Origin of the sequence: Plantactinospora sp. B5E13 (assembly GCF_039871775.1) — a bacterium.
In the GTDB taxonomy this organism is placed as follows: Bacteria; Actinomycetota; Actinomycetes; order Mycobacteriales; family Micromonosporaceae; genus Plantactinospora.
Genome location: NZ_JBDPLT010000026.1, coordinates 37,886 through 64,505 on the forward strand (window position 1 = coordinate 37,886; position 26,620 = coordinate 64,505).

The window sequence follows — 26,620 nt, forward strand, 5'->3', positions numbered from 1 at the left end:
TCACCCGGCCGCACCCGCTCGGTACGCCCCGCCGAGCGGTATTTTCCGGACGAGGACGTCGATCGGGATGGGGAGTGCTGATGCGGTACGTACGGCTGGGCGGTTCGGGGCTGGAAGTGTCAGGCGTGGTCGTCGGCTGCATGAGCTTCGGCGAACCCTCCCGGGGCCCCCACCCGTGGTCGTTGCCCCTCGACGACGCCCGCCCCCTGGTCCGGCAGGCGATCGAGGCCGGGATCACCACCTTCGACACCGCGAACGTCTACTCGGACGGCACCAGCGAGGAGATCACCGGCAAACTGCTCGGCGAGTTCGCCAAGCGGGACGAGGTGGTGATCGCGACCAAGGTGCACGGGCGGATGGGGCCGGGTCCGAAGGGGGCCGGGCTGTCCCGGGCCGCGATCCTCACCCAGGTCGACGCCAGCCTGCGCCGGCTCGGCACCGACTACATCGACCTCTACCAGATCCACCGGTACGACCCGAACGTGCCGATCGAGGAGACGATGGAGGCGCTGCACGACGTGGTCCGGGCCGGCAAGGTCCGGTACATCGGCGCCTCCTCGATGTGGACCTGGCAGTTCGTCCAGGCCCAGTACGTCGCCGACCTGAACGGCTGGACCCGGTTCGTCTCGATGCAGAACCAGTACAACCTGATCATGCGCGAGGAGGAGCGGGAGATGCTCCCGTTCTGTCTCGACCAGGGCGTCGGGGTGCTGCCGTGGAGCCCGTTGGCCCGGGGCCGGCTCACCCGGGACTGGGACGCCACCACCCGGCGCAGCGAGACGGACCAGTTCGGCGGCCGGCTGTACCGGCAGGCCGAGGAGTCCGACCGGCGGATCGTCGAGACCGTCGCCACGATCGCCGCCGAACGTGGTGTCTCCCGGGCCCAGGTCGCGCTCGCCTGGCTGTTCCACCAGGCGCCGGTCACCGCCCCGATCGTCGGCGCGACGAAGCCGGAACATCTCGCCGACGCCGTCGCCGCGGTCGACCTCCGGCTCGACGAGACGGAACTGCACCGCCTCGAGGAGCACTACGTCCCGCGCAACCCCGAAGGCTTCTGAGCTGTCAGGAAGGGGCCCTTGTTATCGCTACGCCGCTGCGGCGTCGGACCACGTCCGGCGCGGACCAGCCGTCGGGCAGCGACGGGTACCGTGATCAGGTGCTGTCTCCCGGAGTCGTACTCAACGACCGTTACCTGCTGAACGACCGGGTGGCGACAGGTGGCATGGGCGAGGTCTGGTCGGCCACCGACACGCTGCTCAGACGTAGGGTCGCGGTCAAGGTCCTGCTGCCGGCGCTGATCTCCGACACCGAGTTCATCACCCGGTTCCGTACCGAGGCGCGGCTGATGGCCGCGCTGCGCCATCCCGGGATCGTCCAGGTCTACGACTACGGCGAGAACGCGCCGGTCGACGGCGGGCACGGGGTCGACTACCTGGTGATGGAGTACCTCGACGGTGTGCCGCTGTCGAAGCGAATCAAGGCGGCGGGCCGACTCGGCGTCGCGGAGACCCTCTCCGTGGTGGCACAGGCGGCCCAGGCCCTGCACGTCGCCCACCAGGCCAGCATCGTCCACCGGGACGTCAAGCCGAGCAACCTGCTGGTCCAGTCGGACGGCAGCATCGTACTGGTCGACTTCGGCGTGGCCCGGTCGGCGAACATCACCGGCATCACCGGCAGCAACGTCGTCCTCGGCACCGCCCACTACATGGCGCCGGAACAGATCTCCGGCCGCCCCGTCTCACCGGCGACCGACATCTACGCGCTCGGCGCGCTCGCGTACTGCTGCCTGACCGGTCGGCCACCGTTCATCGGCACGAACCCGCTGCACGTGGTGAGCCAGCACCTGCAGGATCCGCCGCCGGCGCTGCCGCCGGACGTCCCGGCCCCGGTCGCCGCGCTCGTCACCCACGCCCTGGCCAAGGATCCGGCCCACCGCTACCCGAGCGCCGCCGCCTTCGCCGAGGCCGCCCGTGCCCTGCTGGCCGCGCCCCCGGGTACGGTCGCCGCCTCGGTGAACGGCATGCCGGCCGGCGGCCACCCGGGATTGGCCGCCGGCGCCGCCGGGCATCACCCGACCCCGCCGCCGTACGGAGCAGCCGCCCCCTCGCCGTACGGTCCCCCGTACGACACCGGGGCGGCGCGGCCGACGAGCGCGCCGCCCACAGTGCCGGACCAGCACTGGAACGCCGCGCCGACGACCGGGGACGACACCCGACGTCGCCGCAACCGGGTCCTCGCCGCGGTGGCCGGCGCCCTGGCCGTGGTACTGGTCGGGTTGGGCGCCGTACTCGTGTTCCGGCCGACCGACGACAAGCCGTCCGCGACCGACCTGCTGGCCCGGGTCGGCGGCGGACCCTCGGCCAGCGCCACCCCGTCCGGCGAGGGCCTCGAACCGGCGGCCCGGACCACCAGCCGACCGGAACGGTCGACCGGAACGCCCGGCGGTACGACCGCCACCCCGACGCCCTCCCGCCCAGGCGGGTCCACACCGACCGGCGCCGCACGACCGACCCCGACCCGGACCACTCCGGCCGTGCAGAACCCGTACACCGCGACCGAAGCCTGCGGCAGCGGCTACCAGGTGATCGACTCGGCGACCCTGACCGGACCGGACGGCGGTGTCCGGGGACGGGTGTACCTGCTGTACAACTCCGGCAACGGCTACAACTGCGCGGTGACCCTGAAGACCACCTCGGTCGGCAGCAAGACGCCGGTGGCGACGTACCTGGAGGTCCAGGGTCGGGCCAGGAGCACCGACAGCGGCTCGTTCGACTACTACGCCGGCCCGGTACGCGCCAAGGCGTCCGGTGTCTGCGTGAGGTGGGGCGGTTCGGCCGCCGGGGTCAGCTACAACAGCCCGTTCGAACACTGCGACTGACCACCGGAGACGGCATCGACCGTCGGGTGGACCCGAGCGGCCGATGCCCCGGCCTGACGTACGGCTCTACTGTGGTCGATGCCGACGGGGGGAGCATTATGTCGACGGGGGCGTACGACGTGATCGTCGTCGGGTGCCGGGTGGCCGGCGCGGCGACCGCGCTGCTGCTCGCCCGACAGGGCGTACGGGTGCTGGCGGTGGACCGCGCCCGGTTTCCGAGCGACACCCTGTCGTCGCACCAGCTTCAGGTACCCGGCGTCGCCCGGTTGCGCCGTTGGGGGCTGCTCGACCAACTGGTGGCGGCCGGTACCCCACCGGCCCGGGACGTCCGGTTCGACCCTGGACACGTGGTGCTGACCGGTCGTTATCCGCACCTCGACGGGGTGGATGCCCTCTACAGTCCACGTCGGACACTGCTCGACCGGATCCTGGTGGACGCGGCACGGGCGGCCGGGGCAGAGGTACGGGAGAACGTCGACGTCGACGAACTGGTCTGGGAACGGGACCGGGTGGTCGGGATCCGGGGGCGGCAGCGTGGTGGTGTACCCGTGCGGGCGTCGGCCCGGCTCGTGGTCGGCGCCGACGGCAAACACTCGCGGGTCGCGGCGGCGGTCGGGGCGCCGGTCGACCGGTCGTGTCCGGCGTCGACCTTCGCCTGCTACACCTACTGGTCCGGGGTGCCGATGGCCGGCGGTGAGCTGTACCAACGGCCCGGCCGGACGGTCGCGGCGTTCCCCACCAACGACAACCTGACCGTGGTGTACGTCGCCGGGCCGGTCGCCGACTTCGCCGCGTTCCGGTCCGACGTCGAGGGCCACTACCTGCGGACCCTCGACACCTGCGGTGATCTCGGCGCCCGGGTACGCGCCGGTGTCCGGGCCGAGCGGTTCCGCAGCACACCGGACGTGCCGAGCATGATCCGGACCCCGTACGGGCCGGGTTGGGCGCTGGTCGGGGACGCCGGGCTGGTCATGGACCCGATCACCGGGCAGGGCATCGGCAACGCGTTCCGGGACGCCGAGTTCCTGGTCGAGGCGATCGTCGACGGGCTGGACGGCGGCGGTGGCCTGGACGCCGCACTGGCCGGCTACCGGGCCCGGCGGGACACCGCCGCCCGCCCGATGTACAACCTCACCGTCGAACTCGCCGCGTTCCGGCCGACCGGTACGGCGGAACGGCTCCTCTTCTCCGCACTGCAGGGCCGGCAGGCCGGCATCGACCAGTTCCTCGCGGTGCTGGCCGGAACGCTGCCGATGGACCGGTTCCGCTCACCCCGTAACCTGCTGCGTCTGCTCGGCGGCCGCGACCTGGCCAGGATCGCCGCCGCCGAACTGCGCGGCCGACTGTCGCCGCCGCGGTCAGCCGGCCGGCGTCGCGGCTCGGTTGAACCGGCGGGCGAGGTGGGCGCAGGCGTCGGTCAGTTCGTCGGGGCTGACGACCTCAACGTCGGCGTCGAACCGGTCGATCGCGGCGGCGAGGCCGAGCCATGACCATGATCCGGGCGTGAGCTGGCAGCGGTCGGAGCCGACCTGCTCGACGAGGTTGTCGCGAGTGTGGCGGCCACGGTGGCGGCGGGCAGGTCGAGGATCACGGTGCCTGGCAGGGCCAACCACCGGAGCCGCCGACGGAGCCACGGAAGGTGCCGATGACGGAGTCGGGGCCCCGTCACCTCCGGGCAGGTCCCATGGCGTGAAGCGGGGCCCGTTGCGGGTACGCGGGATGATCCGGTCGGCGCGGTAGCGCCAGGATCGCTGGTAGTCCGCTACCACTGGTCGCAGGCACGCCCTGGATCAAATCGAAACGCAGTAGTATCCGAGCGACCGCCAACGGTAATGTCGGCCGCTGGTGTTCGCTGGGACGCGATGGGAGTCGGTCTTGCCGGACTGGCGTGACTTTGTGGGCAGCGCGCTGGATTTCTGGATCAACGCCGAGGGCGGACCTGGGCGGATCGGCAAACCTCTTCGGATCGGCCGCGCGCGCCCAACAAAACCGGGGTGGTACTCGGTGGATCTGCGCGGTTCGCGGTTCACCGGCATCGACCAGGTGGAGTCGCTTCGGTTGGCCGGCCCCGCAGGTCCCGAGGCTGGGCCGTCCTACGCCGTGTTGGAGGCTGCGCAGGATGGTGAGGTGGTTCGGTTCCGGGCTCCCGAGTTCGTCGACCTGGACGAGCCACAGCTCTGGCAAAGCAGGCAGCCGCCCACGCACCTGCTTGTCAAGCTCAAGGAGGGCATCTCCGGGCTCGACGACGCCGGCCTGGCGCATGACCTCGCCGCCGGGCGGCTTGCTCCGGCGCCGGGCAACCCGCAGCACGTCAACGGCTTCACACCAGCGCAAAACGCCGCCTACTCGGCGTGTCTCGGCTGCGGCGTACACCTGGTGTGGGGGTCCGCCCGGAACCGGCAAGACCCGGGTGCTCACCGAGGCGATCGACACGCTGGTACGCGACGGGAAGCGGGTGCTGCTGGTCTCCGCGACCAACATCGCCGTCGACAACGCGCTTCTCGGCGCGGTGAAGAGTCAACGGCACCGGCGCGGCGAGCTGCTGCGGGTCGGCCCGCCCCACCATCCCGATGTGCTCGCACATCCCGACGTCTGCCTGCCAGTCCTGGTCGGTGAGCGGCTGGAGTCCGTGGCACGGGAACGTGACCGCATCGAGCAGCACCTGATGCGCATCCGCACAGAGCGCGAGGAACTGGCCCGGCTTGAGAGTGCGCTGGCCGGCTTCGACGTGGACGCCTATCACGTCGCAAGGCGTGCCATGACCACCTCCGCCTCCGTACCTCGGCTGGCAGCCGAGGCATCGCAGGCACGTGAGGCACTTCGGCACGCGCAGACCCAGATGGCGGACGCCAACAGGCATCGTGCCACTGCCGAACGGAGCTTGCAGGCGCTCGAACCAGCTCGCCAGGCGTACCAAGAGATCGATCGCCTGCACCAGGACCTGATCGAACTGCAGGCGGCCGCCGACGGACAGGCCACCCAGGCACTCCGCGCCGGTCACGCGGCGGACCTCATAGACACCGAGATCCAAAACCTCACCGGTACGCGTCGGTTCCCGCAACTCAGGAATCGCGGACGGTTGAAGAAACTGGCCGCCGATCAGAAGCAGGCCCAGGCGAGGGCTGACAAAGCCCGCCTGCGGGCGCGTGAGGCAAAGGAACTCGTCGAGCGACAACGGCGGCAGACGGAAGAACGCGTCCGGCAACTGACCGACTCAGCAGGCTGCAGTCGTTCGCACCTTCGGCAGGCGGAGATGGCGCTGCATGAGGCGCAGCAGAAGTTGGAACGGCTGGCCTCCGTCGTCGGTACGGCCGAGACCACGCTCGACGAGTCGCAGCAGCGCCTACTCGCCGCAGAGGCCGCGGCGCCGACCGAGGCACAACGCACGCTTGTCGACGACGCGGACCTGCGCGGGCTAGTCACCCTCGATACTCAGGCGCGTGTACTACGTGCCCGTGTCAGCGCCTCCGAGGGTGAATGGGGGCGGCTAGAACAGCAGTACACAAAGGTGCAGGACCAGTACACGCGGCTGAGCCGAGACGCCGAAGGAGAGATCATCGCCAGCGCCCGGCTGGTCGCCACCACGCTCGCCCGGCTACGGACCAGCAAGCCGCTCATGGACGGGCCGTACGACGTCGTGCTAGTCGACGAGGTCGGCGCCGCCAACCTCCCTGAGGTACTACTCGCCGTGTCCCGTGCCTCGCGGACCGCAGTCCTTTTCGGCGACTTCATGCAGCTCGGCGCGGTCCTCGACAATAAGGAGGTCAGTAGGACGGACCGGTTGGACGTGCAGAAGTGGTTGATCCCGGATGTGTTCGCACACTGCGGGATTGCCTCGGCAGATGATGCGGATCGGCATCCTGGTTGCACCATGCTGAACGTCCAGCATCGTTTCGGGCCAGAGATCATGGGACTGGCAAACGCGGTCGCCTACGACGGTCGTCTCGAGCCGGGCGAGTCCATCCGGCCGCATACCGAGAACGATCCAGAGATCGTGCTCATCGATGTCGACGGGCTCGGCGACATAGCGCGGGTCCGGGCCGACGGGCGATTCAAGGGGTGGTGGCCAGCCGGGGCGCTGCTCGCCCGGGTGTTGGCCGACTACCACCAAGCGCGAGGCGAACGCACCGGCATCGTCGCGCCGTACGGCCTTCAGGTCGAGGCGACCCTGGAGGCGCTACGGGATCACGAGACCGGAACATCCATGGTGACCGAGGTCGGCACCGCTCACCGATTCCAGGGACGAGAGTTCCCGATCGTCATTTTCGACATGGTCGAAGACGAGTACGACAGCCGCTGGATGGCCGAGGCCAGCCGCACCAAGGACACCTTCCGACGCGAAGGCATCCGGCTGTTCAACGTTGCCATCACCCGCACCCAGCACCGGCTCTACCTCATCGGAAGCCGGAAGAGGATCGAGTCCGCACAACCCGAGACACCGTTCGGGCACATCGCCGACCTCATCCGGCAGCAGCGGGCCCGGGTTGTCCGCGCCAACCGGCTGGTCACCCCCACAACGGCGCCCGACGACGATCTCGCCCGGCTGTCTGGAACCTTCACAGGGGAACTCGCCGAACTGCTGTCCCAGCATGTTCGCGTCGCGGACATTCACGACGAACGAACATTCTACGACGTTTTCGCCGACCATCTCGCGTCCGCACGGCGCTCCATCTGGCTGTGGGCGCCGTGGACCACCACACGCGTCAAATCTGTCCTGCCGATGCTACGCGACGCCGTCGACCGCGGTGTCCACGTCACCCTGTTCGTCCGCGATCCCGGGGACAAAGTGCAGCGCGAACCGAAGCACCAGCAGTTCCTGGCCGACCTCCGATCGGTCCTGCAAACCGTCGTCGAGGTCAACGTCATGCACCAGAAGATCGTGGTCATCGACGAGCGGACGGTACTGCTGGGCAGCCTGAATGTGCTCTCGCAGCGCTGGACGCGCGAGGTGATGGTCACGATGCACGGCGCAAACTTCGCCCGGAAGTTGCTCGAGCACGAACACGCCAAGGAGTTCTCTCGCCAGCCGCCCTGCGGCGCGTGCGGCCTCGACAGGGTCGACCTTCGCCGGCGGCAGAACGGGACGTGGTACTGGCGATGCTACGCGGACAAGTGCCCAAAGCGATCCGCGACCGGTCGCAACGGGTGGACGCAGGACATCGTCCTTGGCGCGATGCCAGGGTCCCAGAACAGTGGTTCGCGCCGGCCACAACGACCTGACAAGCCTAACAGCGCAGGCCAGGCCTGGTAAACCTAGGTCGACACGTCGCCAGCTGCGCTGCGGTTCGCCATCCTGCGCCGGGCCCGCATGCGGATCGGGTGGCCCGCATCGGCCTCCGGCGTCGCCGACCGCATCTGGGTACGCATTTCGGGTGGAGCCGAGGGGACTCGAACCCCTAACCCCTGCCTTGCAAAGGCAGTGCTCTGCCAGTTGAGCTACGGCCCCTCAGGTGGCCGAGGGCCACCGACGGCGATGGTGGTCCAGCGAAAGATTATCGCAGGTCCGGTGCGGTGGTCGCCTCGTGCCAGAGGGCGCGCTCGTCGTTCGAGTCCTTGACCTTCTTGATCACGAGCGCTGCGACGCCGACCACGCCGACCACGAGCAGAAGCTTCTTCCACATGGACTTATCCTCACGCTCGACACATGTCGGACGGTGTGAAGTGGGGCTAGATGGAATCGAACCATCGACCTCAGAGTTATCAGCTCTGCGCTCTAACCGACTGAGCTATAGCCCCCTGCGCGCCGAGCAAGGTTACCGTACCGCCGGCACGAACCCCAACTCGGGGGTCGGCGACCCGTGGACGGCGGGAAACCGCCCCTCGGCCCGACCGGCCGACCCTGACGCTACCCGAACGACAAACGCCGGGGCCACCGCATAACGGCGCCCCGGCGCTGCCGGACGATCCGCCGGCCCAACAGGTCAGTCGCGCTCGGCGAGGGTGAGCTCGATGCCGCCGACCAGATCCGCACAGACGTTGTAGATGAACGCTCCCAGGGTGGCCAACGCGGTGAAGAGCACCACGTTCACCAGACCGATCAGACCCGAGGTGAGGATGACGCCCTTGGCGGTGATCCGGAACGCGCTCTCGTTCGAGCCACCACTCGCGGCCAGCATGTCGGTGAGGGTGCCGTTCACGCTGTCGAAGACCCCCATCGCGTCGAGCGCGAGGTAGAGGACCGAGGTCGCCACGATCACCACGATGAAAAGCACCAGCGAGACCGCGAACGAGAACTTCATCACCGACCAGGGGTCGATGCGCTTCAGGTTCAGCCGGGCCCGACGGGGACCACGGGCGGCGGCGGAGCTGACCGTCGTGCGCGCGGCCCGGACGGCCTCGGTGACCCGGGCCGCACCGACCGCCCCGGCACCACCCGGCGTCGTCCCGGCCCCGGGAACCGTGCCGGGGGCCGTGCTGCCGGCGCCGGTACGCGCCGTCGAACCGCCGAGACCGAACCGCGACGTACCCGGCTGCGTCGTGCTGCCGCCCGCCCGGCCCGTCGCGAAGGTCGGCTGGGAGCCGGTGATCGGCTGGGTGGTCTCCGCGCCGGCACCGGCCGGGGCGGTCGACCTGTCCCCCCGGAGCGGGATGCGCTCGGTACGGATCTCCGAGCCCGGCTGCTCCAGCCGGGTCGTCGCCTCGTCCGTCCGGCTCGACCGGTCGGCCTTGTCGCCCCCGGCCGGAGACGACTTCGCCGACGGGGTCTTCGACGTGGTGGTCTTCCCGGCAGGGGAGGTGGTGGCACCGGTACCGGCCGTACTCAGCGGCGATGTGGCCTCGCTCTCCCCGTCGGCACGGGCCGACGGGGAGCTGGCGTCCCCCGGAAGCTGGTCGGGCGGCGGCGGCATGCCCGGCGCCCGGGTGAACTTGGGGGACGGCGCGTCAGGGGAGACGGCCGCCCGGCCGACAACGGCGCGCCCGGACGGCGCGCCGCCGCCGGAGGCGGTCTCCTCGTCGACCGGGTTGGTCGAGGCCCCCGCCGCCCCCGACTTCGCCTGTGTCTCCGTCATGAACTAGTCCTGTTCGTCAGGCTCGTCGGCATTGCGAGCAATCGCCACAATAGTCACGCCGTCTGGTAGGTCCATCAGTTTGACCCCCATTGTGTTCCGATCACGCGTTCGGCGTACAGGCTTCACTGGAGTCCGGATCACGCCGCCGTTGCTGGTGATGGCGAACAGCTCGTCGTCCGGGCTGATGACGACCGCACCGACCAACCCGCCGCGACGCTCGGTGATCTTTGCGGTCAGCACCCCTTTACCTCCCCTACCCTGCACGGGGTATTCCTCGATCGGGGTGCGTTTCGCGTACCCCCCGTCCGTCGCCACGAGGACATCCAGGTCCATGCCCTCGCGGACCACCTCCATCGCCAGCAGGACGTCGTCGTCGGTGAACCGCATCCCGATCACCCCCGACGTCGCCCGGCCCATCGGCCGGAGCGCCTCGTCCGTGGCGTTGAACCGAATCGCCTGTGCTTTCTTCGACACCAGCAGGAGGTCGTCCCCGGGCCCCGCCAGCGCCGCACCGACCAGCTCGTCCTCGTCGCGCAGGTTGATCGCGATGATGCCGCCGGAACGGTTGGAATCGAACTCCTCCAACCTGGTCTTCTTCACCAGCCCGTTCTTGGTGGCCAGTACCAGGTACGGCGCGACCTGGTAGTCCGGAATCTCGATGACCTGGGCAATCTGCTCGTCAGGCTGGAACGCGAGCAGATTGGCCACGTGCTGACCCTTCGCCACCCTACTGGCCTCCGGCAACTCGTACGCCTTGGCCCGGTAGACCCGACCCTTGTTGGTGAAGAAGAGCATCCAACTGTGGGTCGAGCAGACGAAGAAGTGGCTGACGATATCGTCCTGGCGCAGCGAGGCCCCGCTGACCCCCTTGCCGCCCCGACGCTGGGAACGATAGAGGTCGACCTTGGTCCGCTTCGCGTACCCGGTCCGGGTGATGGTGACGACCACGTCCTCGCGGGCGATGAGGTCCTCCATCGAGACCTCGCCCTCGAACGGCACGATCTTGGTACGCCGGTCGTCGCCCCACTTGGCCACGATCTCGCCGAGCTCCTCGGAAACGATCTTCCGCTGCCGCTCCGGCTTGGCCAGGATGTCCTTGAGGTCGGCGATCTCCACCTCGATCTTGGCCAGCTCGTCGATGATCTTCTGGCGCTCCAGCGCGGCGAGCCGCCGCAGCTGCATGTCCAGGATCGCGGTCGCCTGCACCTCGTCGATGTCCAGCAGCTGGATCAGACCCTGCCGGGCCTCCTCCACCGTGGGCGAACGACGGATCAGGGCGATCACCTCGTCGAGGGCGTCCAGCGCCTTGACCAGACCCCGCAGGATGTGCGCCCGCTCCTCGGCCTTGCGCAGCCGGTACGCGGTCCGCCGCCGGATCACGTCGACCTGGTGCTCGACGTAGTAGCGGATGAACTGGGCGAGGTTCAGCGTCCGCGGCACCCCGTCGACCAGCGCCAGCATGTTGGCGCCGAACGTCTCCTGCAGCTGGGTGTGCTTGTAGAGGTTGTTCAGCACCACCTTCGCGACCGCGTCGCGCTTGAGCACCAGCACGATCCGCATGCCGGTACGCCCCGACGACTCGTCCCGGATGTCGGCGATCCCGGCGAGCTTGCCCTCCTTGATCAGCTCGGCGATCCGCTCGGCGAGGTTGTCCGGGTTGACCTGGTACGGCAGCTCGGTGACGACCAGGCTGGTCCGCCCCCGGTTGTCCTCCTCGACCTCCACCACGGCACGCATCCGGATCGAACCGCGCCCGGTCCGGTACGCGTCCTGGATGGCGGCGGTCCCGACGATCAGGCCGTACGTCGGGAAGTCCGGTCCCTTGACGATCTCGATCAGCGCGTCGAGGGTGGTCGCCTCGTCCGCCTCCGGGTTCTCCAGGCACCACTGCACCGCGGCGGCGATCTCCCGCAGGTTGTGCGGCGGGATCTTGGTCGCCATCCCGACCGCGATGCCCTCGGAGCCGTTCACCAGCAGGTTCGGGATCCGGGACGGCAGGATCGTCGGCTCCTTGGCCCGGCCGTCGTAGTTGTCCTGGAAGTCGACGGTGTCCTCGTCGATGTCCCGGAGCATCTCCATCGCCAGCGGGTCGAGCTTGCACTCTGTGTTGTGGCTGACGAAGCCGTCGCTGACGAACGAGTGGTCGTCGGTGTCCACCCGCAGGCTGTAGACCGCCTGTACCCCGGCGTCGGTGACCTCAGCCACCTCGGCGTAGTAGAAACGACCGTCGACGAGCGGCTCGACGACGTCCAGCACCTCGCGCTCGGTGATCCGGGCGGCGATCTCGTCCCGGTCCCGCTCCCAACGCTCGATCCGGTCGACGTTGTGCCGGCGCAGCCAGTCCCGCTCCGACGGCCGGGTCGCACCGTGCTCGCGGACGAAGTCACCGACGTACGGGACGTGGTCGCTCGACAGGGCGGTGCTGCTGGCCGGCACGCTCGCCAGCTCGGATTCCAGCTTGGCCTGCTTACGGCCGAGGAAGCCGACCTGCTGGGCGAAGATCCGGGCGTCGCGTCGGTTGGTGACCACGACCTTGGTCTCGCCGTTGTCGTACCGGCACTGCCGGCTGATCACGCCGAACTCCAGCAGCAACTGCTGGACCTCGCGGGCCAGCCGCCCGCTGCGGGTCGAGTACGAGATCTGGATCGTGTTGCGGGGCAGCAGCGACGACGAACCGTCGCCCTCGAAGAGGGCCTGGAGGAAGGCCCGTTTCACCGCCGCCGGCCCCCGCCAGACGAACTCGGGCACGAACTTGTCCGCACTGCGCGCCCCGACCATCTCGCCCAGCAGGCTCTTCCGCAGCTCGCCGAGGTCCTGCACGTCGAGCTCGTGCAGCACGCTGCCCGACTTGATCACCCGCTCCGAGACGTACCGCCGGCCGCCGACCGCGAGGTCGTAGGCGGCGAGCACCCGGACGAAGAACTCGCGGTCGACGTTGTTGAAGCCGGCCCGGTCCGCCGAGACCCAGCCCTCGCTGACAAACGCACCGGCGAGGACGGCGGCCTCGACGTGCTCCAGCATCGGGTAGCCGATCTCGTCCGGCACGGTCCGCTGCAGCACCACCCGGTCGCCGGGACGTACCTCGGCGAGGAGCTTCCACAGCAGGGTGGGGACGCCGCCGACGTTCACCAGGCAGAGCACCGGGTGGTTGTGCGTTCCGGTCAGCTCGTAGCCCTCCCGGGTGCGCAGCCGCAGCGTCGGGTGCGCGCCGGAGTGGAAGAACTTCGAGGCCCGCACCAGGTCGCCGTTGCGGTCCCGGACCTTGAGGTCGATGTCGGTCTCGGAGCTGGGCGCCGCGTCGGGCACCACCTGGTCGATCCGGACCGTCCCGTCGGCGGTACGGACCCGGACGTCGCCGACGAGGCAGTACCGCATGGCGGCGGCCGGGTCGTTTCCGGGCGAGCCGAAGTTGCCGTTGCCGTCGACCAGCGGGTACCGCAGCGACCAGGTCTGGGCCATCCGGACCAGCGCGTCGTAGATCGCCGAGTCACCGTGCGGGTGGAACTGTCCCATCACGTCGCCGACCACCCGGGAGCACTTCACGTACCCGCGGTCGGGGCGGTAGCCGGAGTCGAACATGGCGTAGAGGATCTTGCGGTGTACGGGCTTGAGTCCGTCCCGTACGTCCGGCAGCGCGCGCCCGACGATGACGCTCATCGCGTAGTCGAGGTACGACCGCTGCATCTCCACCTCGAGCCCCACCGGCTCGATCCGGTCGTGCTGGGCTACCCCACCGCCGCCCGGCGGGGTCGGCTCCGCCGACTCGTTCTCGAAGGACTCGGGAGTATCCGTCACTGTTTACCCTTATCAGACTCAAAGCCGCATTCCGCTGTGGATAACGGCTGTGGAAACCGTGGAAGCTGTGGATAACCGTGTGGAACACCGCTGGCGCCGGGCCTCGGCGGGCCCGGCGCCGTCAGGGCGCGGTCAGATGTCGAGGAACCGGACGTCCTTGGCGTTGCGCTGGATGAACGAGCGCCGGGCCTCCACGTCCTCACCCATCAGGACGCTGAACAGCTCGTCCGCGGTCGCCGCGTCGTCGAGCGTGACCTGGCGGAGCGTCCGGGTCGCCGGGTTCATCGTGGTGTCCCACAGCTCGCCGTAGTTCATCTCGCCGAGGCCCTTGAACCGCTGGATGTCGTCGGGCCGGGCGTTCGGCTTCTTCTGCTGCCGCAACGCGATCAGCCCGTCCCGTTCCCGGTCCGAGTACGCGTACTGGGCGTCGTCGCCCTTCTTGTTCCACTTGATCTTGTAGAGCGGCGGGGCGGCCAGGTAGACGTGCCCCAGCTCGACCAGCGGACGCATGAACCGGAACAGCAGGGTGAGCAGCAGTGTCTGGATGTGCTGACCGTCGACGTCGGCGTCGGCCATCAACACGATCTTGTGGTAACGCAGCTTCTCGATGTCGAAGTCGTCGTGGATGCCGGTGCCCAGGGCGGTGATCAGCGCCTGGACCTCGTTGTTCTTCAGCACCCGGTCGATCCGGGCCTTCTCCACGTTGAGGATCTTGCCACGGATCGGCAGGATCGCCTGGGTACGCGGGTCCCGCCCCTGCTTGGCCGAGCCACCCGCCGAGTCACCCTCGACGATGAAGACCTCGGACTCGCGCGGATCGGTGGACTGGCAGTCGGCCAGCTTGCCCGGCATCGACCCGGACTCCAGCAGCGACTTGCGGCGGGCCAGCTTGCGGGCCTGCTGGGCGGCGATCCGGGCCCGGGCGGCCTGGGTCGCCTTGGTGATGATCATCTTGGCCTCGGCCGGGTTGCGGTCGAACCAGTCGACCAGCCACTCGTTGCAGACCCGCTGCACGAAGCTCTTGACCGGGGTGTTGCCGAGCTTGGTCTTGGTCTGTCCCTCGAACTGCGGGTTGGCGAGCTTGACCGAGATGATCGCGGCCAGCCCTTCCCGGATGTCCTCGCCGGAGAGCTTCTCGTCGCCCTTGAGCAGCTTCTTGTCGGTGCCGTACCGGTTGACCACGCTGGTCAGCGCGGACCGGAAGCCCTCCTCGTGGGTGCCGCCCTCGTGGGTGTTGATCGTGTTGGCGAAGGTGTAGACCGACTCGCCGTACGACTCGTTCCACTGCATGGCGATCTCGACCGACATGCCCTCCTCCTCGGCACCGAACTCGACCACCGTCTTGTGGATCGGGTTCTTCGAGGCGTTGAGGTGCCGGACGAAGTCGGAGATGCCGCCCTTGTAGCAGAAGGTCACCTCGCGCGGCTTGCCATCCTCCTCCTGCACCCGCTCGTCGCGGAGCTGGATGGTCAGCCCCCGGTTGAGGAAGGCCATCTCCTGCAGCCGGCGGTAGATCGTCTCGAACGCGAACTCGACCGTCTCGAAGACGTCCGGGTCCGGCCAGAAGGAGACCGCCGAGCCGGTCGCGTTGGTGCTCTCCCCCTTCTCCAGTGGCGACGGCTTGGAGTTGGTGTAGTGCTGGCGCCAGAAGTAGCCGTCCTTCTGGATCTCCACGAACATCCTCGTGGAGAGCGCGTTGACCACCGAGACACCGACGCCGTGCAGACCGCCGGAGACCGCGTACGCCTTGCCGTCGAACTTGCCGCCGGCGTGCAGCACGGTCAGCGCCACCTCGACACCCGGCTTCTTCAGCTTCGGGTGCAGGTCGACGGGGAAACCACGACCGTTGTCGGTGACCCGGACGCCGCCGTCGGCGAGCAGGACCACCTCGATCGTGTCGCAGTAGCCGGCCAGCGCCTCGTCGACCGCGTTGTCCACGACCTCCCAGACAAGGTGGTGCAGACCGCGCTCACCGGTTGATCCGATGTACATACCGGGCCGCTTCCGGACGGCCTCCAGGCCCTCCAGCACGGTGATCGATTCGGCGCCGTACTCCTGCTTCTTCTCCGCTGCCACCTTGGCCACTTTCTCGCGCCGACCGCGCCGGACGGCGCGGTGGACGCGGGTTTGGTGGGCGGCCACGTCGGCGGGCGCGTGGGCCGGCACCACGAAAAGATCCGGGGTACGGTCGAACGCGCCGGTCGCCGCGGCTTCCCACGGATCGCGAACGGCTCGGACCCGGCGCGGTCCGTCCAGGCTGCTGCCCCTTCTCCGGATCAGGTGCCCCCTTCTCCGGATCGTGGCTGTTCCTGATCGTGCTCCGCACCGTGTCGTCGTCTCGGTATCAATCCTACTGTGCCTGGATGACATCTTGGGTATGCGGCACCCCGCACAACGCCCTGAGACCCCCGTAGGCGGCCGCACCCCTCCTCCCACGAATCCCCCCACACGCACCGGGTCGGATCGGGGTCGCTTTCGGGCACCGGGCGGCGGTCCGCTCTCGGCGGTCGACGGCCTGTGCGGGTGCCGGTGCCGGGTTCTCGTCGGGTCGGTGGACCCGTCCCGACCTGCGGGGGTCGCGCGAAGCGCTCGGGGTGCCGTAACTTGGCGACGCCGTGAGTATGCTCCGTGGCCAGGATGCCCGGAAAGCGCACCGGACGGTCCCTCCGACCGGTTCGTCAGGTGCACAGATTCGTCAGGTGCACAGAGAGGTGACGCCCGATGGGGCTGGACAACGTCGCGGTGCGCTGGCCGCGAACCGGCCGCTTCTACGACCCGGTCGCCCCGGCCGAGTTCGTCGACTTCGGCGAACTGGCCGACGCGCCGGAGGTCGCCGCGCCGACGGCGGCCCTCGCCGGCTACATCGCCAAGAACGGTTCGGTCCGGGCGACGGCCTACATCGAACTCGTCGACCTGCTGCTGGGCCTGGACGGTGTGTTGTACGCCACCGAGGCCGCGGCCGAGGACGAGGATCCGGTGATCGACCCGGACGGCTGCGCCTGGATCGCGGGCGGGTTGGAACGGTTCGTCGACGGACACCGGACGCACGGCGAGATGGTGACCTTCGACACGGTCAGCGCCGTACTCCGGGCCGCGCTCGCCGACGGTCGGCTGGCCGAACAGCAGTTGCGCTGGCTGGACAGTCGGCTGGACGCGCTGCGCGACGAGTCCGGCGCGCCGCCGCAGTGGAGTTTCGCCCGTTCCGAACTGGCCGTGCTGGCCGGCTTCTACCGGCGCTGCGCCGAACGCGGCTACGCCGTCTACGCCGACTCCTGACCCCGGCCCGGCCCCTGGTACGGGGCCGGGTCCACCCGCCGTCCCCGGGGTGGTCCCCCGATCGGCCATGACACGGTTAGCCCGAATTGCCGATTGTGTGCCGATAACCGGTGACGGACTTCACCAGCCCCTGCACAGCTCCCCCGAGCAGCAGCCAGACTTGCGCGTCATCCCCGAGGCACCACCTCTCCGGGCACGGGAGTGACGGACAGTCGTGGCGTCGGAACGTACGGTGCGTTCGCCGCCGATCGAGCAGAGGGGCTTCCGCGGCTTGCGTACCACCTTCGGCGCACTGCGCCACCGCAACTACCGGATCTGGGCCGGCGCCGGATTCGTCTCCGTCATCGGCACCTGGATGCAGGTGCTCGGAGTCAACTGGTACGTGCTGCAGCAGACCGGTTCGGCCACCTCGATGGGGCTCGCCGTACTGCTCCAGGCCCTGCCCACCCTGCTGCTCAGCAGCTGGGGCGGCGCGCTCGCCGACCGACTGCCGGCCCGACCACTGCTGGTCGCCACCCAGGTCGGACACGCCGGCCTGGCCGCCGCGCTGGCCACGCTGGCCTGGTCCGGCACACCCCAGATGTCGATGATCTACGCGATCTCGCTGGTCAGCGGCGCGCTCTCCGCGATCGAGGGCCCGGTGATGGGCCGGTACGGCTCGACCATGGTCGACCGGGAAACCCTCGGCAACGCCCTGGCGCTCGGCTCACTGACCAACTCCGCCGGCCGGATCCTCGGCATGAGCGTCGGCGCGGTGGTGGTCGCCGTCACCGGCCCCGCCCTGCTCTTCGTGATGAACTCGGTCAGCTTCGCCGCCGTGGTCGCCGCGCTGCTCGCCGTACGCCAACGGGAGCTGCACCAGCCGGAGGCCGGCACCGGGACACGGGCCGGGCACGACCACGGCATCCGGGCCGGACTGCGCTACCTGCGCGGGCAGCCGGTCATCCTGACCGCCCTCGCGCTCGCCTTCGTCCTCGGCAGCCTCGGCCGGAACTACCAGGTGACGATGGCCGCCATGAGCGACGGCCCGCTCGGCGGCGGCGCCGGCGCCTACGGTCTGCTCTCCACCGTCTTCGCGGTCGGTACGGTGCTCGGCTCGCTCGCCGCCGCCCGCCGAGGGGAACTCAGCTACCGACTCCTGGTCGGGGCCGGGGTGGCGGCCAGCGTGCTGCAGGCGGTCGCCGGACTCACCCCCGGCGTCTGGAGCTTCGCCGCCGCGATCCTGCCGATCGCCGCCGCCGCGGTGATCATCGATACCACCGTCGGCACCCGCGCGCAGCTCGACACCGACGGCGCCATGCGGGGCCGGGTGCTGGCCGCGATCGGCGTGACCGGATCGGTCGCCGCCGCGGTCGGGGCTCCGGCGCTCGGCTGGCTCTCCGAGCACGTCGGCCCGCGCCAGACCCTGGTCCTGGCCGGCTCGGTCGGCGTGGCCGCCTCGGTCTGGGCCGGACTGCGGCTGGCCCGCCGCACCGGCGAGCCGGACACCGCCACCGTGCCCGCTCTGCCCGTACCCGCCCTGGCGGCAGCCGGGCCGACGGTCGCCGTCGCCGCCGGACCGGACCCCCGTCGGCTACGGTCGCTGCGGCTGACCCGGCTCAGCCGTACGTATCCCGGGGCCCACGTCCTCGCACCCGGCGGGGACCACGGGACCACGAGGGCGCCGTCGGCCCGTGCACATGCAGCCGACGAACCACGTTATGTCCGACCTCGGCGGCGATCCGCTGCAGCAGCGAACCGGCGAGCAGTCTCAACTGAGTCGCCCACGCCGTCGACTCCGCCTCGACCGTGAGTTCGCCGTTCTCCAGCTTGACCGGGCGGCTGTGCTGCGCCACGTCCGGCCCGACCACCCGTTCCCAGGCGCCGAAGACGGTCGCCTCGGCGGCCGGCTGCTGCCAGCCCCGGGCCTTCACCAGCCGGGCGAGGACCGTGCCGAACAGCTGCGGATCACGGGGGTCCGGTCCGGGACCGGAGTAGCCCCGTGGCCGACGCCGGGGCGCCCCGGCACGACCGCCGGCCGGGGAGCCGCCGCCACCCGGTGCGCCGTCACCGTCGGCGGCCGCCGGGTCGTCGCCGGCCCCGGTTCCCCCCGGGGTACGTCGCCGGGGGGTGTTCGCCCGCCGTCGGGCCAACGCGGCGTCGAGTACCGCCCGGGCCAGCGCCGGACCGGCCAGCTCCCCGTCACCCGCCGCACCGGGCTGCGGCCCGGCCGACGCGTCCCCGGCGCCTGACGCGTCCCGGCCGACGACGGGGTCCCTCGGCGCCGGAGGTCCGGAGTCACTCGCCGGCACGGCGCACCTCCCCGTCGCCCACCAGGTAACGCGCCCCCCGCAGCGCCGGTGGCACGTCCTCGGCCACCGCGCAGGTGACCAGCACCTGACTCGCCCCGCCGACCAGCTCGGCCAACCGGCTCCGCCGGCCGCTGTCGAGTTCGGCGAAGACGTCGTCGAGAACCAGGACCGGTTCCACCCCGTCCGCCCGGAGCAGGTCGTACGCGGCGAGCCGGAGCGCCAGCGCGTACGACCAGGACTCGCCGTGACTGGCGTAGCCGCGGGCCGGCAGCGGACCGAGACTCAACGCCAACTCGTCACGGTGCGGCCCGACCAGGGTCGTCCCGCGCTCGATCTCGGCCGACCGGGACTCGACGAGCGCGGCGGTCAGCGCCGCCTCCAGCGTCGGGCGGTCCGGCACCGGGTCGGTCAGGTTCAGCGCCGACCGGTACGTGATCGACGCGGCCCCGCGTCCCGCCGCCACCGCGTCGTACGCCTTCGCCACGTGCGGGCCGAGCGCCGCGACCAGTTCCAGCCGGCCGGCGAGCAGTTCGGCGCCGTGTCGGGCCAGATGGGTGTCCCAGACCGCGAGGGTGTGCAGGTCCGATCCGGCCTCGGCCGACTCGCCGGCCGCCGGGCGGGCCCGCCCCCGCCCGACCTTCCGGGCCAGGTACGCGGTCCGCAGCAGGGCGTTGCGCTGCTTCACCACCCGCTCGTAGTCCGCCCGGACCGCCGCGTACCGGGGCAGCCGGGTGACCAGCAGGTCATCGAGGTAGCGGCGACGTTCGGCCGGGTCGCCCCGGACCAGTTCCAGGTCCTCCGGGGCGAACAGCACCAGGCGCAGCGCGCCGAGCACGTCCCGGGCCCGGCGGGCCGGTGACCGGTTCAGCCGGGCCCGGTTGGCCCGGCCCGGCGCGATCTCCAACTCGACCAGCAGTTCCCGGCCGTCGTGCACGATCGCGCACCGGATCACGGCGGTCGCCGCCCCGGCCCGGACCAGCGGGGCGTCGGTGGCGACCCGGTGGCTGGCCAGGGTGGCGACGTATCCGAGCGCCTCGACCAGGTTGGTCTTGCCGACCCCGTTCGGGCCGACCAGCACGTTGCCGCCGGGCTCCAGGTCGACCCCGACCCGCTCGTACGAGCGGAAGTCGACCAGTTCCAGCCGGCGGACGTACACGGGCTAGTTCTTGCGTACGGCGTGTCCGCCGAACTGCTGCCGCAGCGCGGAGACCGCCTTCATCGCCGGCGAGTCCTCCTGCCGGGAGGCGAACCGGGCGAAGAGCGAGGCGGTGATGACGTTCAGCGGTACGGCGAGCCGGACCGCCTCGTCGACCGTCCACCGGCCCTCGCCGGTGTCCTCGGTGTAGCCGCTGAGCTGGGTCAGCTCCGGGTCCTCGTCGAGTGCCCGGTCGAGCAGGTCGAGCAGCCAGGACCGGACGACCGTGCCCTCCCGCCAGGACTTGACCACGCCGGGCACGTTGGTCACCAGCTCGGAGGCGCTGAGCAGCTCGAAGCCCTCGGCGTAGGCGTGCATCAGGCCGTACTCGATGCCGTTGTGCACCATCTTGGCGTAGTGGCCGGCGCCGACCGGGCCGGCGTGCACGAAGCCGAACTCGCCGGCCGGCTTGAGCGCGTCGAAGATCGGCATGAGCCGCTCGACGTGCGCCTTGTCGCCGCCGACCATCAGGCCGTAGCCGTTCTCCCGGCCCCAGATGCCGCCGGAGACGCCGGCGTCGAGGTAGCCGATGCCGTGCCGGTCGAGCTTCTCGGCCCGGGGCAGGTCGTCGCTGAACCGCGAGTTGCCGCCGTCGATGACGATGTCGCCGGCGGAGAGCACCTCGATCAGGCCGTCGACGGTGGGTTCGGTGAACTGCACCGGCACCATCACCCAGACGGCCCGGGGGGCGGTCAGCTTCTCCGCCAGCTCGGCCAGGCTGGCCACGTCGCTGACCTGCGGGTTGTTGTCGTAGCCGATCACCTCATGCCCGGCGGCACGCAGCCGCTCGCGCATGTTGCCGCCCATCCGGCCGAGGCCCACCAGGCCGATCTGCATTGACTTTCCCTTCGATGGAACCGGCGCGATCAGCGGGTGACCCGGATCGGCATGATCAGGTAGCGGTAGCCGGGGATGATCTCCCCATCTTCCGCCGAAGGCGCGATCACCGCCGGCTTGAACGCGTCGACGAAGGAGAAGACCGCCAGCGCCGAGCCGAGGTTCTGTAGCCCGTCGACAAGGTACTGCGGGTTGAAGCCGATGGTGAGCGGCTCTCCGGTGAAAGTGGCGTCCATCGCCTCGCTGGCCCGCGCCTCCTCGGTGCTGCCGGCCTCGACGACCAACCCGTCGGCGCTGAAGTTGAGCAGCACCGGCGTGCTTCGTCCGCCGACCAGCGAGACCCGCTTGACCACCTCGGTGAGGGCGGCGACCGAGACCCGGGCCTCGGCGTTGTGGCTGGCCGGGAAGAGCGACCGCACCGGCGGGTAGTTGGCACCGTCCAGCAGCCGGCTGGTGGTCCGGCGGGTGCCACCGGCGAACCCGATCAGGCCCTCTCCGGCGGCGCCCTGGGACAGCGCCAGCGTGACGTCGCCACCGAGCGGCCCGAGCGCCTTGGCGGTGTCGTGCAGGGTGCGGGCCGGAACCAGCGCGTTGACGCTGACCTCCGGGTCGTCCGGACGCCAGTCGATCTCCCGCAGCGCCAGCCGGTAGCGGTCGGTGGCGAGCATCGCCAGTGTGCTGCCGTTCAGTTCGAGGCGTACGCCGGTCATCATCGGCAGGGTCTCGTCCCGGCCGGCGGCGATCGCGACCTGGCCGACCGCGGCGGCGAAGGTGGCCGCGTCGATGGTCCCGGCGCTGCCCGGCATCTCCGGCAGGGTCGGGTAGTCCTCGACCGGCATCGTCGGCAGGGTGAACCGGGCGCTGCCGCAGACCAGCTCCAGGTGGGCACCGGCGGCGGCGATCTCCACCGGCTTCGCCGGCAGTGCCTTGGTGATCTCGGCCAGCAGCCGGCCGGAGACCAGTGCGGCGCCGTCGGCCTCGCTCTGCAGGTCCACGGTCACCTGGCTGGAGACCTCGTAGTCGAAGCCGGACACCTGTAGGCCACCGTCCCCGGCGCGGAGCAGTACTCCGGCGAGGACCGGTACGGACGGGCGGTTGGGCAGACTCTTCGCCGTCCATGCCACGGCGTCGGCGAGTGCGTCGCGCTCCACGCGGAACTTCATGCATGCCTCCGGGTCGACATCAGCGACAACTGTCTCATGCCGGCGGCCGCCTTCCGGCCCCGCCAACCGTGGGGTCTCCATCGCACCTTAGGGCCCGGGCGCATCGGCTGTGCGTCCGACCCCGGTGCTTCGGCAGTTGATCAGCCGTCGGTACGGCGGATCAAAAGGATCCACAACATGCCCAACGCCGGTGATTGGTTTTTGTTCTTTTGAAGAGATAACCCAATCGTCTTCATCGGTGCTGTGCAAACTGTGGAGATCCTGAGTTTTCCCAGGTCAGCGACTTATCCACCGGTGGGGTGGCTGTGTACAACCCCGAGCTAACCGGGGTCGGTGGTCCACAGGCGGTCCGGTCGTCGAGGTTTTCCACGGTTGTCCACCGGTTGTCCACCGGGTTACCCACCGGCTTTTCCCCACTTGTGGGGAGAGCCGAGGGAAGATCGACGATCACTGTCCCCAGAACCTTCAACACGGTGTACACAGGCAGCCGGGATCGGTGGAGAACTTTGTGACTCTGGGTAACTGTCCACATACGTTTCCCCAGGAGTTGTCCACAGCTTGTGGGTTGTACGCCGAGCGCCGTTCGGATTGTCCACCGGTGTGGACAACCGGCTGTGGACGCGCTGGGGACGGAACCCGACAGGACGACGTGCTCGGCGCAGACGGAAGAGGCCGGGTCCGGGCCACGTCGGCCCGGACCCGGCCTCGCGACCGGCGGTGGGGGTGACTCAGGTGTTCTGCTTGATCCGGTTCGTCAGCTCGGCGATCTGGTTGTAGAGCGAACGCCGTTCCGCCATCTGCTGCCGGATCTTGCGGTCGGCGTGCATCACGGTGGTGTGGTCCCGGCCGCCGAACGCCTGACCGATCCGGGGCAGCGACAGGTCGGTCAACTCCCGGCACAGGTACATCGCCACCTGCCGGGCGTTCACCAGCACCCGCGACCGGGACTGCCCGCGCAGGTCCTCCAGACTGACCCCGAAGTAGTCCGCCGTCGAGACCATGATCTGGTCGGCGGTGATCTCCGGCCCGGCGCCGTCGGGGATGAAGTCCCGCAGCACCTCCTCGGCCAGCGACAGTTCGACCGGCGAACGGGTCAACGACGCGAACGCGGTGACCCGGATCAGTGCCCCCTCCAGTTCCCGGATCGAGTTGGCGATCCGGGAGGCGATGAACTCCAGTACGTCCGGCGGGGCGAAGAGCCGCTCCTGGGCCGCCTTCTTCTGCAGAATCGCGATCCGGGTCTCCAGGTCCGGCGGCTGGATGTCGGCGAGCAGCCCCCACTCGAAGCGGGTCCGCAGCCGGTCCTCCAACGTCTCCAGGTCCTTCGGCCGCCGGTCGGACGTGATCACGATCTGCTTGTTGGCGTTGTGCAGCGTGTTGAAGGTGTGGAAGAACTCCTCCTGCGTCCGCTCCCGGTTCTGCAGGAACTGAATGTCGTCGATCAGCAGGATGTCCACGTCCCGGTAACGACGCTGGAAGGCACTGGTCTTGTCGTCCCGCAGCGAGTTGATGAAGTCGTTGGTGAACTCCTCGGTCGAGACGTACCGCACCGAGCGGGCATTGCCCAGGGTCGTGGCGTAGTGGCCGATCGCGTGCAGCAGGTGGGTCTTGCCCAGCCCGGAGCTGCCGTAGATGAACAGCGGGTTGTACGCCTTCGCCGGCGACTCGGCGACCGCCACCGAGGCGGCGTGCGCGAACCGGTTGGAGGAGCCGATGACAAACGTCTCGAACATGTACTTCGGGTTGAGCCGGTTACCGCCGACGTCGCCGGCACCGCCGACCCCACCGGGCCGGCGGTCGTCCCGGCCCCCCGACCGGTGGTCGATCGGCCCGTGGCCGCGCCCCGGACCGCTGTCGGTGCCGACGTCCCGGCCCAGGCCCGGGCGGCCGGGGTCCCGGCCGTCGTGGTGCCGGTCGGGGATCCGCTGGTCGGGACCGAACCCGGCGGGGCCGCCGGTCTCCCGGGGCTCGGCACCCCGCTCGTCGACGTTACGACGCTCCTGGTGCGGAGCGGACGGCCGGTACGGCTCCGGATAGGGCGCGGAGAAGAGCGTCTCCTGACCGTCGCGGCTGGCCGGGATCAACTTGCCACGGGGCGGTTCGGCGGCGCGACCGGGCTGCGGCGGGAAACCGGTGAACGGCTGCTGGGCCGAGCCCCCGCTGAACGGCTGTTGCGCGGACCCGCCGTACGGCTGCTGGCCCGGCCCGGGGCCGTACGGCTGCTGTGCCGACCCGCCGGGCCGGTCGGACGCCGGATCGGTACCGCCGGGCCGCGTCTCCGGCGCCTCAGGTTCGGCACGTGCCGGGTGGTGCCGCGGTTCGGCGTAACCACCGTCCGGGCCGCCGCCGACCGGGGCGGTGGGGTAGCCGGACTCCGGTTCGGGGTAACCGCCGCCGGGGTAGCCACCCGGTCCGGGATACCCGCCGGCCGGCTCCGGGTCGCCGGGGTAGCCGCCGCCGGCCGTACCGGGATAGCCCGGCGGGACTGGCGGGCCGGCCGGCTCGACGCCGGACGGGGCCGGGTAGCCGGGAACCGAGGCGCGCCCGGTCGCGGCCTCGTCCGGCGGACGTACGGTGACCGCCACCTGGATCGCCCGACCCAGCCGGCGGGAGAGCGCGTCGGTGATCGCCGGCCGCAGCCGCGACTCGATCACGTCCCGGGTGAACGCGTCCGGCACCGCCAGCAGTGCGGTGTCCTCGAGGATCGCGCGAAGCCGGGTCAGCCGGAGGTAGGCACGCTGCTGTGCTGAGATGATCTCGTCAGCCAGCTCCTCGGTCGTCGCCATCCACACTGCGGCAAGGTCGATCGTGTCGGCCACCGTCGCGCCACCCCCATCGCCTCTGCGTTGCCGGCCGCCTTGCCGTCCCGGCCGACCGTTCCGGGCCTGCTACCGTGCGCGGACAGGCACGACGGTCGACAGTTGCCGCCGTCATCCACAAGTTATCCACAACCTGTGTACCGACTGATTGTGTCGCCCGACCGGGCGTCCGTGCCGTTGCCCCCCGGCCTGATACGGCGTTGACGCGGGTTCACCTGTCGAACGATCGACGAGCTTGTCCGGTTTTGCCCGACAGCGACACCGCCACCCCCTGACGCTGACGTGCAATCGGGCACGCTAACAGCGTTGTCCACAACCCTTCAACCGGCGGCGAGGTCGGGGCCTTCTCAACATCAGCGAAAACCCCCGCCGCGACGCCGGGTACCAGGTGCCGACGCCGCTGCCGACAGGAGCTGTGGAAACCGCCCTGAACAGGGCGGCTGCCGTCGTGACCCGGGGCGCCCGGTTCGCCGCCCCGGTCCCGCCCGGTCGGGTACTGTTTGACGCCGGATGCCCGCCTGCGTAGGCTCCGACGGTTGCTCTGTCACCCTCTGCTAGGGTGATGGGTGATCGCTGGCCGTACCCGTGTCGGGCGGTGCCGAGAGGCACCGACGTCCGGGAAAGGCATCGACGCCCGGCCGCGTGAGCAGCCGATGCCAGACCACCAGATGACCCCGATGTCGCACGACCGGGGCGTACGACGACGGAGAGCCTGACGTGAGCAAGCGCACCTACCAGCCGAACACCCGCCGGCGCGCGAAGACCCACGGCTTCCGGCTGCGCATGCGCACCCGGGCTGGCCGCGGCATCATCGCGGCCCGCCGTGGCAAGGGTCGTACCCGCCTGTCGGCCTGACGGCTGGCAAGGCCGGTCCGGGGATGTAGGCAGTCGTGCTGGCAGCCGCGCAGCGACTGCGGCGCAGCACCGACTTCGCCGTGGCGATCCGGGGTGGGCGGCGCGTCAACCGTGGCGTGCTCGTGGTCCATCTCGATCCGACCGGCTCGGCCGCCCCGGACCTGTCCGCAGCAGACATCACGACCATCGCAGAGCCGGCGTCGGACGCGGGTGCGGGGCATCAGCCCCCACCGGTCCGTGCCGGCTTTGTCGTGTCGAAGGCGGTCGGCGGCGCGGTGGTCCGGAACAAGGTCCGTCGTCGGCTCCGCCACCTCGTCCGGGAACGGCTGGACGGGTGGGCCCTGCCGGCCGGCGCCACCCTCGTGGTACGCGCGCTGCCCGGCGCCGCCGACGCCTCGTACACCCGGCTCGGCGCGGACCTCGACGCCGCCGTCGCGGCCGCCCGCAGCCCCCGTAAGCCGGGGCGGCGGCCCCGATGAGCGGCGACGCCCACGGTTCGCC

Annotated in this window: 16 protein-coding genes, 2 tRNA genes and 1 pseudogene; 8 read left to right on the top strand and 11 right to left on the bottom strand. The window is 70.3% G+C overall.

The window, feature by feature from the left end:
* Window positions 1-80: 80 nt before the first annotated feature.
* From ABGB05_RS22645 to ABGB05_RS22660, 4 genes are all read left to right on the top strand, one after another.
* The gene (locus tag ABGB05_RS22645) at window positions 81-1,058 is read left to right on the top strand and encodes an aldo/keto reductase (protein WP_347655469.1); all 978 of its coding nucleotides are present in this window, start codon (window positions 81-83) and stop codon (window positions 1,056-1,058) included.
* A 98-nt stretch (window positions 1,059-1,156) separates the two neighbouring features.
* Window positions 1,157-2,878 (top strand): protein kinase, encoded by a 1,722-nt coding sequence (locus ABGB05_RS22650; RefSeq protein ID WP_347655470.1) that lies wholly within the window; start codon window positions 1,157-1,159, stop codon window positions 2,876-2,878.
* 98 nt (window positions 2,879-2,976) lie between these two features.
* Entirely contained in the window at window positions 2,977-4,368 is a 1,392-nt protein-coding gene (locus ABGB05_RS22655) for an FAD-dependent monooxygenase (protein WP_347655471.1), read from the top strand.
* Between the two features lie 770 nt (window positions 4,369-5,138).
* Window positions 5,139-8,129: an AAA domain-containing protein gene (locus ABGB05_RS22660; RefSeq protein ID WP_347655472.1), complete on the top strand. Its 2,991-nt coding sequence runs from the start codon at window positions 5,139-5,141 to the stop codon at window positions 8,127-8,129.
* 122 nt (window positions 8,130-8,251) lie between these two features.
* On the opposite strand, the gene ABGB05_RS22665 is transcribed toward ABGB05_RS22660, so the two are convergent.
* From ABGB05_RS22665 to gyrB, 6 genes are all read right to left on the bottom strand, one after another.
* Window positions 8,252-8,324, bottom strand: a tRNA-Ala gene (locus tag ABGB05_RS22665).
* Window positions 8,325-8,370: 46 nt separating this feature from the next.
* Window positions 8,371-8,499, bottom strand: coding sequence for a DLW-39 family protein (locus ABGB05_RS22670; protein WP_347655473.1), 129 nt, complete (start codon window positions 8,497-8,499; stop codon window positions 8,371-8,373).
* Between the two features lie 41 nt (window positions 8,500-8,540).
* Window positions 8,541-8,614, bottom strand: a tRNA-Ile gene (locus tag ABGB05_RS22675).
* A 185-nt stretch (window positions 8,615-8,799) separates the two neighbouring features.
* On the bottom strand, window positions 8,800-9,888 hold the full coding sequence (locus tag ABGB05_RS22680; RefSeq protein ID WP_347655474.1) for a DUF3566 domain-containing protein: 1,089 nt from the start codon (window positions 9,886-9,888) through the stop codon (window positions 8,800-8,802).
* Between the two features lie 3 nt (window positions 9,889-9,891).
* Window positions 9,892-13,683: an intein-containing DNA gyrase subunit A gene (gene gyrA / locus ABGB05_RS22685; RefSeq protein ID WP_347655475.1), complete on the bottom strand. Its 3,792-nt coding sequence runs from the start codon at window positions 13,681-13,683 to the stop codon at window positions 9,892-9,894.
* A 132-nt stretch (window positions 13,684-13,815) separates the two neighbouring features.
* Entirely contained in the window at window positions 13,816-15,759 is a 1,944-nt protein-coding gene (gene gyrB / locus ABGB05_RS22690) for a DNA topoisomerase (ATP-hydrolyzing) subunit B (RefSeq protein ID WP_347655476.1), read from the bottom strand.
* Between the two features lie 645 nt (window positions 15,760-16,404).
* Here gyrB and ABGB05_RS22695 point away from each other — a divergent pair.
* On the top strand, window positions 16,405-16,959 hold the full coding sequence (locus ABGB05_RS22695; RefSeq protein ID WP_347655477.1) for a hypothetical protein: 555 nt from the start codon (window positions 16,405-16,407) through the stop codon (window positions 16,957-16,959).
* 232 nt (window positions 16,960-17,191) lie between these two features.
* Window positions 17,192-18,472: pseudogene (locus tag ABGB05_RS22700) on the top strand (MFS transporter); the annotation flags it as partial.
* Between the two features lie 85 nt (window positions 18,473-18,557).
* Here the strand turns inward: ABGB05_RS22700 and ABGB05_RS22705 are convergent.
* The 5 genes from ABGB05_RS22705 to dnaA form a co-directional block, all read right to left on the bottom strand.
* The gene (locus ABGB05_RS22705; protein WP_347655516.1) at window positions 18,558-19,133 is read right to left on the bottom strand and encodes a DciA family protein; all 576 of its coding nucleotides are present in this window, start codon (window positions 19,131-19,133) and stop codon (window positions 18,558-18,560) included.
* 103 nt (window positions 19,134-19,236) lie between these two features.
* Complete coding sequence (recF, locus tag ABGB05_RS22710) at window positions 19,237-20,406, bottom strand: DNA replication/repair protein RecF (protein WP_347655478.1); 1,170 nt, start codon at window positions 20,404-20,406, stop codon at window positions 19,237-19,239.
* Between the two features lie 3 nt (window positions 20,407-20,409).
* Window positions 20,410-21,282, bottom strand: a complete 873-nt coding sequence (gnd, locus tag ABGB05_RS22715) for a phosphogluconate dehydrogenase (NAD(+)-dependent, decarboxylating) (RefSeq protein ID WP_347655479.1) — start codon at window positions 21,280-21,282, stop codon at window positions 20,410-20,412.
* Between the two features lie 29 nt (window positions 21,283-21,311).
* Window positions 21,312-22,445 (bottom strand): DNA polymerase III subunit beta, encoded by a 1,134-nt coding sequence (gene dnaN / locus ABGB05_RS22720; protein WP_347655480.1) that lies wholly within the window; start codon window positions 22,443-22,445, stop codon window positions 21,312-21,314.
* Window positions 22,446-23,173: 728 nt separating this feature from the next.
* Window positions 23,174-25,264, bottom strand: coding sequence for a chromosomal replication initiator protein DnaA (dnaA, locus tag ABGB05_RS22725; RefSeq protein ID WP_347655481.1), 2,091 nt, complete (start codon window positions 25,262-25,264; stop codon window positions 23,174-23,176).
* Between the two features lie 717 nt (window positions 25,265-25,981).
* On the opposite strand from dnaA, the gene rpmH reads away from it, so the two are divergent.
* Window positions 25,982-26,119 (top strand): 50S ribosomal protein L34, encoded by a 138-nt coding sequence (gene rpmH / locus ABGB05_RS22730; RefSeq protein ID WP_347655482.1) that lies wholly within the window; start codon window positions 25,982-25,984, stop codon window positions 26,117-26,119.
* A gap of 35 nt (window positions 26,120-26,154) precedes the next feature.
* Window positions 26,155-26,598: a ribonuclease P protein component gene (gene rnpA, locus ABGB05_RS22735; RefSeq protein WP_347655483.1), complete on the top strand. Its 444-nt coding sequence runs from the start codon at window positions 26,155-26,157 to the stop codon at window positions 26,596-26,598.
* The last annotated feature ends 22 nt before the right edge of the window (window positions 26,599-26,620 follow it).